General features: G+C 37.4%; 10 protein-coding genes. 7 read left to right on the top strand and 3 right to left on the bottom strand.

All coding sequences use genetic code 11. The features are described 5' to 3' along the window. Positions 1 to 436 precede the first annotated feature (436 nt). On the bottom strand, positions 437 to 1,249 hold the full coding sequence (gene surE / locus ATH1_RS0111110; protein WP_010421576.1) for a 5'/3'-nucleotidase SurE: 813 nt from the start codon (positions 1,247 to 1,249) through the stop codon (positions 437 to 439). A gap of 764 nt (positions 1,250 to 2,013) precedes the next feature. On the opposite strand from surE, the gene pheT reads away from it, so the two are divergent. The 5 genes from pheT to ATH1_RS0111080 all read left to right on the top strand — a co-directional run bounded on the left by pheT (position 2,014) and on the right by ATH1_RS0111080 (position 8,482). Next, positions 2,014 to 4,473 carry a phenylalanine--tRNA ligase subunit beta gene (gene pheT, locus ATH1_RS0111105; RefSeq protein ID WP_010421573.1) on the top strand — a complete coding sequence of 820 codons (2,460 nt, stop codon included), beginning with the start codon at positions 2,014 to 2,016 and terminating at the stop codon, positions 4,471 to 4,473. Positions 4,474 to 4,837: 364 nt separating this feature from the next. Then, positions 4,838 to 5,560, top strand: a complete 723-nt coding sequence (locus ATH1_RS0111095; protein ID WP_245531772.1) for an SIMPL domain-containing protein — start codon at positions 4,838 to 4,840, stop codon at positions 5,558 to 5,560. Positions 5,561 to 5,822: 262 nt separating this feature from the next. Next, entirely contained in the window at positions 5,823 to 6,269 is a 447-nt protein-coding gene (locus ATH1_RS0111090; protein WP_010421568.1) for a very short patch repair endonuclease, read from the top strand. Then, entirely contained in the window at positions 6,269 to 6,508 is a 240-nt protein-coding gene (locus tag ATH1_RS0111085; RefSeq protein ID WP_010421565.1) for a hypothetical protein, read from the top strand. The genes ATH1_RS0111090 and ATH1_RS0111085 overlap by 1 nt, the downstream gene beginning before the upstream one ends. Positions 6,509 to 6,577: 69 nt before the next feature. Next, positions 6,578 to 8,482, top strand: coding sequence for a DUF2075 domain-containing protein (locus tag ATH1_RS0111080; RefSeq protein WP_211208080.1), 1,905 nt, complete (start codon positions 6,578 to 6,580; stop codon positions 8,480 to 8,482). Positions 8,483 to 9,072: 590 nt separating this feature from the next. On the opposite strand, the gene ATH1_RS0111065 is transcribed toward ATH1_RS0111080, so the two are convergent. Both ATH1_RS0111065 and ATH1_RS0111060 read right to left on the bottom strand, forming a co-directional pair. Next, positions 9,073 to 9,492 carry a 2TM domain-containing protein gene (locus ATH1_RS0111065; protein WP_010421555.1) on the bottom strand — a complete coding sequence of 140 codons (420 nt, stop codon included), beginning with the start codon at positions 9,490 to 9,492 and terminating at the stop codon, positions 9,073 to 9,075. Further along, positions 9,489 to 9,866: a PadR family transcriptional regulator gene (locus ATH1_RS0111060; protein ID WP_010421554.1), complete on the bottom strand. Its 378-nt coding sequence runs from the start codon at positions 9,864 to 9,866 to the stop codon at positions 9,489 to 9,491. The genes ATH1_RS0111065 and ATH1_RS0111060 overlap by 4 nt, the downstream gene beginning before the upstream one ends. A gap of 931 nt (positions 9,867 to 10,797) precedes the next feature. Here ATH1_RS0111060 and ATH1_RS22465 point away from each other — a divergent pair. Both ATH1_RS22465 and ATH1_RS21460 read left to right on the top strand, forming a co-directional pair. Beyond that, on the top strand, positions 10,798 to 10,932 hold the full coding sequence (locus ATH1_RS22465) for a hypothetical protein (protein WP_280959765.1): 135 nt from the start codon (positions 10,798 to 10,800) through the stop codon (positions 10,930 to 10,932). Between the two features lie 9 nt (positions 10,933 to 10,941). Further along, entirely contained in the window at positions 10,942 to 11,307 is a 366-nt protein-coding gene (locus ATH1_RS21460; protein WP_029164090.1) for a hypothetical protein, read from the top strand. The last annotated feature ends 136 nt before the right edge of the window (positions 11,308 to 11,443 follow it).

Below are 11,443 nucleotides of genomic sequence, written 5' to 3'. Positions count from 1 at the left end.
TCGACAACACCTTAAAAAATCAATTATGATGTTGTCAATGACACGAATGACACGAATGATTGTCGCATCAAAGATGCGACTAAATTCGCGTTAATTCGCGCAAATTCGGTGATCCAAACAACAAATGGCGCAGCCATTTTTATAAATATTTTGCCAAAAAATACAATACAACAAAATTAGAGATAAGATACTAATTCTCATTCATTTTTTTGGCAAACCTTTCCATCCTCGTTTCATCTTACATCTTATGACCCCGGTCTGAAACGCCTTGATTTTGACAAAAATATACTTTTTATACCGCACTCATCTTATATCTAAATATCTAAAAATCTGTCATCTCAACCTCAACCTCTATCTCAACCTCAGCCTCAATCTCAACCTCAGCCTCAATCTCAACCTCAACCTCTGCCTCTGCCTCAACCTCTGCCTTCTCCCGTCAATCCTTCTCAAACACCCCGTTAACGCTCATCTCATACGATTGATCGCGCAGTTGTCCGATGGCCGAATAATCGGTGATGTCGAGGTTGCATGGGACCACCGACACGTATCCGTTTTTAAGGGCATATTCGTCGGTATCGGTGGCATTGGGCTCCAGGTTCTGGAAAAAGCCGGTCAGCCAGTAATATTTTTGTTTCCTCGGGTCTTCCCTTTCCACAAACTCTTCCACCCATCTTCCTTTGGCCTGACGGCAAATTTTAATGCCTTTTATGTTATTTCCTGCGGGAATGTTAACATTCAGAAAGGTTTCGACCGGCAATCCAAATTGCAAAACCTGCCGGATTATTTGTCTGACGAAAGGACGTGCAGCGGAAAAATCCGCATCATGGCTGTGATCGAGTAATGAAAAACCTGCCGATGTTAACTGGTTCATCACGCCTTCGCGCGCTCCGCCTAAAGTACCGCTGTAATGGACATTGGATGAGCTGTTGCTGCCATGGTTAATTCCGGAAAGTACCAGGTCGGGTCTCCGGGGCAAAATGGAATTCAATGCCAGCTTTACACAGTCAACCGGTGTTCCGTTGCTTTTAAACACAAAGAGTCCTTTTTCCTCTTTTACCTGGCTGACAAAAAGGGGAACCTTTACTGTAATGGCACTGGACATCCCCGAGCGGGCTTCATCGGGAGCTACAACAACAACATTGCCAAACTCCCCGGCAATCTCGCTTAAAACACTAATTCCTCCTGCATCAAAACCATCGTCATTGGTAACCAATATAAGCGGACGGTGATTTCCTTCAAATTCTACCATATTTGTGTTACTTATCAAATTTTTACGTTTTTCCTGTCAAAGATATTGAAATAAGGTGAAATGGCAATAATAGTGGAAGATTCTGTTTTCCCATCAGAAGAAGCATGTGGCAAAATCTTAGTGTCGTGTCATGTATAATCAATCATGCGAGTTTCATTCGACCTTTATAAATAAATTTTATACGAATCAATCCTCATTAACAATGAGTTAACTCCGGTACAAAATTTCAAAGCGCCTTGATATAGACAAAAATATGCTTTTTATGCCGCACTCATTAGTTGTTTGGAACATATTTATTTATTTTTGCTGGTCATTTGATTTTGCGTGTTTAATACAGGGCTTGATAAAACGAGCATGGCAAAGATTCTTATAATAGATCATTAGATCATTAGATTGTTAGATTGTTAGATCATTAGATTGTTAGGATTGTTAGCTAATGTAATAAAACTTATAACATTCTAACAACTTTAACAATTCTGACAGCCGTAACAATTGATTAAATGTAAGATGAAACGAGCATGGCAAAGATAGCCTTAATAGATTATCAGATTTTTAGATATAAGATTTAAGATGAAATGAACATAGATAGGTTTTCCACAATAAGAATATGTATAAATCTTGCATGCGAGTTCCATCAGACCAATAACTTAGACTTAATTTTATACGGATGAAACGAGCATGACAAAGATTGTCTCAAAAGAACATGTATAAAACTCAATCATGCGAGTTCCATCAGACCAATGACTTAGATAAATTTTATACGAATGAATATCTCATACAACTGGCTGAAAAATTACATTAAGACCGATTTACCGGCAAACGAAATTGCTAAAATTCTTACCGACCTGGGGCTGGAAGTTGGCTCGGTAGAGACTGTAGATACTGTAAAAGGCGGACTTCGCGGACTTGTGGTAGGAGAGGTGTTAACTTGCAAAAAACATCCTAATGCCGATAAATTAAGTGTTACTACCGTCGATGTTGGTGAGGAAAAACCGCTTTCAATTGTTTGCGGTGCTCCTAATGTTGCTGAAGGACAGAAAGTTGTGGTGGCTACCGTGGGAGCCGTCCTTTATCCGGTAGACAGTGATAAAGGGTTTGAAATAAAGAAAGCTAAAATACGTGGTGAGGTTTCTGAAGGAATGATTTGTGCTGAAGACGAAATCGGCCTGGGTAACAATCACGAGGGCATCATGGTTTTGGACCCCGCTGCCAAAACAGGAACTCCGGCATCAGAATATTTTAATATCGAATCGGATGTTCTTATTGAGATTGACCTTACTCCCAACCGGATTGATGGTGCATCGCATATAGGTGTGGCACGCGATCTGGCTGCTTATCTGAAACAATCCGATCCTTCGATCAAGGTCGAATGGCCACGGGTTGACGAGTATAAAACAGATAACCACGACTGGCCGGTGAGTGTTAAAGTAGAAAATCCCGAGGCATGTATACGCTATTCAGGTGTTACCATTACCGGCCTGGAGATAAAAGAATCTCCCGCCTGGCTCAAAAACCGTTTGCTTGCCATCGGTCAGGCACCAATCAATAATGTAGTGGACGTGACCAATTTTATCCTGCACGAACTCGGACAACCGCTGCATGCTTTCGATGGAGACAAAATAACGGGCAATAAAGTGATCGTTAAAACTTTGCCCGACGGAACAAAGTTTACGACACTTGACGGAAAGGAAAGGGTGCTCGGCAATCAGGACCTGATGATTTGTAATGAGCGGGAAGGCATGTGTATTGCCGGCGTTTTTGGTGGAATTGACAGCGGCGTAACAAAAAAAACCAATAAAATATTTCTTGAAAGTGCCTGCTTTAATCCGGTTTTTGTACGGAAAACTGCCCGTCGGCATACGCTCAATACCGATGCATCGTTCAGATTTGAACGCGGAACCGACCCGAATATTACCATTTATGCACTGAAAAGAGCTGCCTTACTGATTAAGGAAGTTGCCGGCGGAACGATTTCTTCAGATATCGTGGATATCTATCCCGAACCCGTAAAACCGCACGATGTGGCCCTGTCGTTGAAACATGTGGAACGACTGGTTGGTAAGAAAATCGAAAGCCGGCAGATCAGAACCATTCTGCAGGCCCTTGATATTGAGATATTGGCTGAGGCCGATGGTGTATGGGAACTTGCTGTGCCGCCTTATCGTGTTGATGTTCAGCGCGAAGCCGATGTCATTGAAGAAATACTGCGTGTTTACGGATATAACAACGTGGAAGCCCCCGGTAAATTGAACGCTACAATCGTTTACCGTGAAAAACCGGATGTGGGAGAGCTAAGAAATACCATCTCCGCACAGCTTGTGGGGGCCGGTTTTGTCGAGATAATAAACAACTCACTGACCAGGGCTGCCTATTATGAACAATCGGAAACTTATCCCCGCAACCAGGTGGTGGAGCTGGCCAACCCACTCAGTTCCGACCTGAATGGTATGCGTCAGACCTTGCTGCTCGGCGGACTCGAAACCATCCGGCATAACAGGAACCGGCAGAATGCAAATCTCCGGCTGTTTGAATTTGGAAATTGTTACAGCCTGAAAGCCGGAAAACCAAAAACCGAATTGAACAGCTATCGCGAGGAAGAAAAACTGGCCCTCTTTGTTACCGGTAACAAGACAGAAGGCGACTGGAATACTCCCGATACAAAAGTCTCTTTTTTCGACCTTAAAACCTGGTCGCTGAATATTTTGGAACGCTTGGGAATTGATACCGCCAACTGTAAAGAGTATGACTGCAATAACGATCTGATGTCCGAAGGATTGCAATATGCCACCGCCGATGGTATGGAATTGTTTCAGATGGGAATGGTGAAACCCAAATTGCTTAAGGAATTTGATATTGACGAGCCGGTTTATTTTTCGGAGATGAACTGGCCTGCTTTGATTAAACTCTCCGCTAAAAAGGAAGTAACTTTCAGCGAATTGCCCAAATTTCCCGAAGTGAAGCGCGATCTTGCTCTTCTGCTGGATAAGAAAGTTATGTTTAAAGACATCAGAGAACTGGCCTTCAAAACCGAAAAAAAATTGCTCAGGGAAGTTTCACTCTTCGATGTGTTTGAAGGAGAAAAACTTGGTGCCGGCAAAAAATCTTATGCCATTACTTTTACCTTGCAGGACAATACAAAAACACTTAAGGATAAACAAATCGATAAAACCATGAATAACCTTACCAGAGTTTTTGAAAAGGAATTGGGTGCGAAACTCCGGTAAATGGTATTGCCTGACTCTACACCGGCCGCCATAAAACATATTTTTATTAATAATTATCTGGCTTTTCCAAATGTAAATTATTAATTTTGATACCAATGATGAATTAATAATTTAAAAAATGAAACGAGCATGATAAGGTTTAGCTCAAAAGAATTATGTATATAATCAATCATGCGAGTTCCACCCGTCCTTAATAAATAAATTTTATACGGATGAAAATAGTTTACATAGAGGTGCACAATATATCCCGATAGGGGTTTATTGTGCACCTTTTTTTATGACGTAATATAACAGTGATTGTTGGTAGGGGATGTTGGGCGTCATTAAAACGGACATAAGCGACAGAACGATAAAATTTACCATTATGAAAAGTAGAATACTAACCATCATTTTTTTATTGACTGCTGTCAGTTCATTTTCTCAATTGCAAGATAATCATTTACGAGTTCAAGGTAACGCAATTATCAGTGAGATTCCAGAATTGATGTTAGTTGATATAACTATTAACTCGAAAGATACCGTTTATTCAAAATGTTCAGATTTACTAGTTACCTATTACAACCAACTTGAAAAGGCATTTGCCAGAAATGGAATTTCAAAAGAAAATTTAAAATCTAGTGGACTGAATATTACGGAGAGTTATTCATGGTCTCAAAAAACAAGAACACGAGAACAAGATGGATATTCAGGAAGCCTCACAGTGATTCTTGAACTTCCATATAATTCAAATTCTTTGAATACAGTAATGAAAACCTTGAAAAATACAGGATTTCCAACAGCATATTATTTATCTTTCAAACTAAGTAACCAGCAAAAAAACGAGTTACTGAAACAATCAATTGAATTGGCAATTGATGATGCAAAAAAGAAAGCGAGTTACATAGCTGAGTCGCTGAATATCAGACTATCTAAAATTAAAGATATAAATTTTGGATTTTCAAACTATCAAGATGATATACTCACAAACGAACCAACGATATTTTACATAGTCGAAGAAGAAGAGGAAAGTCAGCAAGACTTAAATCTAAATCCAAATAAAATAGAAATAAAAAAGACCATTGGAGTTATTTGGAATATTGAAGAATAACGACGCCACAACAATCTGTATACACCAGCCATGGCTTCACAGCATATTGCAAGCTTCGTTTTTCCTTGTTACCCGGTCACGGCTTGAAACAATCGTTGCCGGGTTGAAACCCCCGGCCTGACACATGCAGCCGAGCGTTATTGCTGAATGATAAAAAGATGATATACATACTAACTGATAAACTGAAAGATAAGTGATATGAGAATCCATCCCACAAAAACTCAAAAGAGCTATTTTTTGCCAACGCTCGAAAATGCATATTATGGCTGATGTACATGATAAAAAGACAAGAAGTTATAATATGTCAAGGATTAAAGGGAAGAATACGAAACCGGAAATCCTTGTCAGACAATTTTTACATAAGCATGGATTCCGTTATAGATTGAATTATAAAAAGCTACCAGGAAAACCTGATATAGTTTTACCAAAATATAAAACAGTAATTTTTGTTAATGGTTGTTTCTGGCATGGACATCAGAATTGTAAGTATTTTGTTGTTCCAAAAACAAAAACAGAATGGTGGCTTGACAAAATTAATGAAACAAAACATCGTGATGAATTGAAAATAAAAGAGCTTGAAGCACTTGACTGGTGTGTAAAAGTGATCTGGGAATGTGAATTAAAAAAAGGCAAGAGAGACTTGGTTTTAAATGATTTAATTGTATTTATGAATAAAATATTTATAACGCGTAACAAAAACATAGCATGATGATATATATAATTACTAAATCAATCTTTCCTGAAGATAAAGAACGACTAAAAAATGACTTAACCTTCAAATCTGGAAAATACAAATATCCTTTCCGGTTGTTTGATGCAGATAATAAATTGTATTATGAAGGATTAAGTGCTAAAAATTATTCATTTGACCCATTAGATGATGAAATGGATAATTCTGGCTGTACAGACATTAAATATTATAACAATGGGGTTTGGGAGACGTTGTAAATGAATTATTACTATCGGAATTCAATTCAAAGATTTCTTAAATCATCAGTAAATGAGATAATTGGCTCAATGACAAGGTCAAATGAGTTTGATGCTACATTTTTGCAAAATAAGTCATGGGAATTACAAATTCCTATATTGAAAGCGGCTTTAAACGAGTTTAATGGTGAAGTTTTTTTTGAATTCTCTATTCCTCGAATGGGGAAAAGGGTTGATACACTTTTAATTATAGAAAATGTTGTTTTCGTTATTGAATTTAAAGTTGGTGAAAGGCATTTTCTAAGGCATAATGTTGAACAGGTGTGGGATTATGCTTTAGATTTAAAGAATTTTCATAAAACAAGTCATAATGTTGTTTTAGTACCTGTTTTAATTGCAACAGAAGCAAAAAAGAACTATGCAGAAATACAGCTTACTTCCCATAATGACAAATTAACTCTACCTGTAAAAATTGGCAGTGAAGGATTACTTGAAGTAATACAAAATGCTTTATATTTCTTTTCAAATGAACGACAAATAAATATATCTGAATACATAAACGGTGGTTATATGCCAACTCCAACAATTATTGAAGCCGCCGTTGCTCTTTATACAACACACAGTGTTGAAAATATTACTCGTAGCGATGCAGATGCAAAAAACCTAACAGTTACGACAAGTAAAATATCTGAAATAATTGAAAGTGCCAAGAGAAACAATAATAAAATTATCTGTTTTGTAACTGGTGTGCCTGGTGCTGGGAAAACACTTGTTGGACTCAATGTTGCTACATCTCACCTTGATAATGAAAATGGTAATGCAAGTGTTTATTTATCAGGGAACAAGCCATTAGTTGATATTCTGCAAGAAGCCTTAGCAAGAGATAAAGTTCAAAGAGAACGAGAAAAAGGGAACAAAATAACTAAAATAGCTGCAAAACAGGCTGTAAAAGCATTTATACAAATTGTTCATCATTATAGAGATGAATATCTCAAAAATTCAGACGCACCATACGACCATGTAGCAATATTCGACGAAGCCCAAAGAGCTTGGAATAAACAACAAACGATTAAGTTCATGAAACAGAAAAAAGGAATTCATGACTTTGATTATTCTGAGCCTGAGTTTCTTATTTCGTGTTTGGATAGACACAAAAACTGGGCTGTAATTGTTTGCTTAGTTGGTAGTGGTCAAGAAATAAACACTGGTGAAGCAGGTATTTCTGAGTGGTTAGATGCAATAGACAAGACTTTCCCGGATTGGAAAGTTTATATATCACCAAATCTTGCAGATTCAGAATATTCGGCAATCGATGTCATTGATAAATTGAATTTACTAGGTCGGGCTTATTTTGACAAAGATTTGCATTTAGCTGTATCATTGCGTTCATTCAGAGCGGAAATGTTATCATCTTTTGTTAAAAACCTTTTAGACCTAAATATAGAAAAAGCAAAAGATGATTTTTTGCAGTTTTCAAATAGATACCCAATTGTTTTAACACGGGATATAATAAAAGCTAAAAAATGGCTGAAAGAAAAGGCTAGAGGTAGTGAACGATATGGAATTGTTGTATCTTCACAAGCACTGAGATTAAAGCCATTTGCTATTGATGTAAAGTCTCCAATGAATTATGTGAATTGGTTTTTGGATGATAAAGACGATGTTCGTTCATCATTTTATATGGAAGATGTTGTTACTGAATTTCATATTCAAGGATTAGAGTTAGATTGGAGCTGTGTTGTCTGGGATGGTGATTTGCGGTATTCAAAAAATGAGTGGCAAACATATTCATTTAGAGGGAAAAAATGGCAAAATATTAATAAAATTGAGCGAAAAAAATATCTTATAAATGCATATCGTGTGTTACTTACAAGAGCTAGGCAGGGTATGGTTATTGTAGTTCCAGAAGGAAGCGATAATGACCACACGCGAAGAAAGGAATATTATGACCCAACATTTAATTATTTAAAAGACATAGGAATACCTTTAATCTAATGTTTGATAATAAATATCTACAATCCACAAATCCACACCTTTTTTTAAGCAAAAAAGCATGTCATTCCGGCGGATGCTGACCCCCATCAAGTCTAAAATACGGAAAATCCGGAGCATGTTGACCCCTTTCCGTAGCTAATATAGCTTAGGTGTTGGTTATTTAGAGGTTTTATTCAAAAACCTTTAAAGAAATTGGAGAAGAGACGATTGCAGATGCTATTTTAGATAGATTAGTCCATACCTTCTCATAGAATCGAATTAAGAGGTGAAAGTTTAAGAAAAAAACGGTAATATTGTCAGTCCATCTTGTTCTTTGAATCATTACTGAGCAAGGGTCAATATCACAGGAATGCGGGCAGCATCACCGGAATACCCACCCAAAACAGCAAAATCAACAAAGTTAACCCTGATATTGAAAATGTTGGCTCCCCCGGTATTTTTAGTGAAAGTCTTACATTTTCTAAATTCCCGATCAAAATTCGGTAGTGGCTGTTGAGCGGAATTGATTCGCCCGACCCTGCCGCTTGCTTGCGAGAATTCGGGTATTATAGGGGTTTGCAGTCTAAAGTGGAATCGAAGATTCGGATGTTTTATTCAAATATTTCAGACTTTTTGATTCCTTTAATTGCGTTTTTTCGGGTAATCAGGTAAATAATAAAATGGAATAATAGACCTAATCCCCAAAAAACAGCAGTTAAATGTACAGTTCTGACATTCTCATATTCTGATTGTAAGCCAATTAAAAACCAAAGTTCACCAATTAGATTACAAAATATGTATGTGACTAAGTGGAAACGGAATCCAACATCATATAATGGTAAATTCATTTTGTCCTTTTTGCCAAATATCCAACCTATTGTAAACACCAATATCCCATAGATTACAGCAACAATCCAGACAGTGCTGAATAGACGATTTTGAAGCATAGAACTTAATGAGAACCTAAAAGCAATTGTCAAGACAACCAGCCCAAAGGTAAATGCGATTAAATTTTTTGTTATTGTTTTCATTTTTTATCCTCCGATAAGATTAATTTTTTAATTTGTTCGCTAAAAAAAAGATTTATATTTCTCTCAATAAAACGATTGAGCAATTCAAATCCTAATTCTGTCAAGAAATAGTATTTACGGTCGGGACCTTTATTTCCTACACCTGTTTCAAAATCAACAACTCCGACATGCTGATACTTTCTTAGATTACGGTAGAGACTTTGACTTTCACAGGTCATAGTGTGATTAGATTGTTCTTCAACAAAGGACTTAATTTCATCGACATATTTTTTCCCATCTTTTAATGAGAGAAAAATCCAGAGGGTCAATTGACCTTTTTTATAAGTTTCTTCCCATGCAGATAATAATTCAGATAAATGATTATTTTTACTCATGATATAGTCTTTTTTGTATTAATCATCTTGTATAATACAAATGTAATAATAAAATATTGAGAAAAACAAATAAATTGAAAAAAAAGTGATTAGAATAGATCGCCAGCCGCTAACACTTAGCCTCCGATCAAGCGTTGTTTGTGCTCGCTTGATACTGGAGGCTCCGTTGGACCAAACATTCTTGTGGAGGCCTCATCATTAAAATTTATAAATCAATAATTTATATAGGGCCTGCTGAATAACGCTTAAATTATTAATAATAATTATTTATATTGCATAGTTCCATTTAAGGTGGAAGGTTTTTCATCAGTATAAAATTAGTCTAAGTTATTGGTCTGATGGAACTCGCATGATTGATTTTATACATCAACTTTTGTAACAATCTTTGTCATGCTCGTTTCATGCAAATCTTTAAAAATGTTTGCATCTGTAAATGTTAATTGTCAACATATCACAATTCAAAAGAATGTCACAATAATGAACGATTTTAACTATTTAAAAGTTGCAGTGGCCTGTCCGCTTTCCGGTCCTGCAGATGGCGGGAAGCCAAAATGGGCGACGTTCATGGTCTTGCGTAATGCCCGGAAATGAATACTACGACCTATTTGTTCAGACAGGGCACGCCCTGCCTGAAGGGCATGTCCTGTATCAATATGAATAGATATGGATAAATTTCAAAATAAATACCGCATTCCGTCTGCCCGTTTGCAATCCTGGGATTATCGGTGGGCAGGTGCCTATTTTATTACCATTTGTACGAAGAATAGGTTCCATTATTTTGGTGAAATACATGATGGTAAAATGCAATTGTCGCATATTGGCATCATTGCAGATATATTGTGGTATCAAATTCCACATCATACGCAAAATGTTGAATTAGGCGAATTCGTGGTCATGCCTAATCATATTCATGGTATTTTGATTATTACAAATGACAGGAATGATGACGGGAATGATGACGGGAACAGGAATGGTGATGGTAACGGTAACGGGGATAATTGTGACGGGGGCGGGGATGGGAATGGGAATAATGGTGACGGTGACGGGAATGGGGATGGGATCGTAGAGACAGGGCATGCCCTGTCTCTACGATCGCCCAACCAATCGCCCAACCAATCGCCCAACCAATCCAATAACCAACCGAATAACCAACCGAATAACCAACCGGATAACCAATCCCGACAACCAATCGGAATCCATCCCGAAAACCATCGGTCAACAACGATTTCAAAATATCGGGAAAAATTCCATTTCGTCCATTGTAGGTTCCTACAAATCTGCCGTATCAAAACATGCCCATCGTTTAGGTTTTGAATTTCAATGGCAAACCCGTTTTTATGACAATATCATCCGGGATGATAAATCGTTTCAAAAAATTACATCTTATATCACAAACAATCCTAAAAATTGGGAGGAAGATAAATTTTTAGATGCAAAATAACATAACAGCAAATGAACCGTACAGACACGACAATCCCTGTCGCAACTATATTGGAAACACCCTTTGGAAAATCGCAGACGAATTGCACGGAGCAATGAATGGCAGATTTTCCGGTGATGCTTTCGAATATTTGATT

The sequence above is a fragment of the Anaerophaga thermohalophila DSM 12881 genome (genome assembly GCF_000191885.1).
GTDB lineage: Bacteria > Bacteroidota > Bacteroidia > Bacteroidales > Marinilabiliaceae > Anaerophaga > Anaerophaga thermohalophila.
The sequence above is the reverse complement of the archived record's forward strand: the minus strand, read 5'-3'. Positions and strand labels throughout refer to the sequence as shown.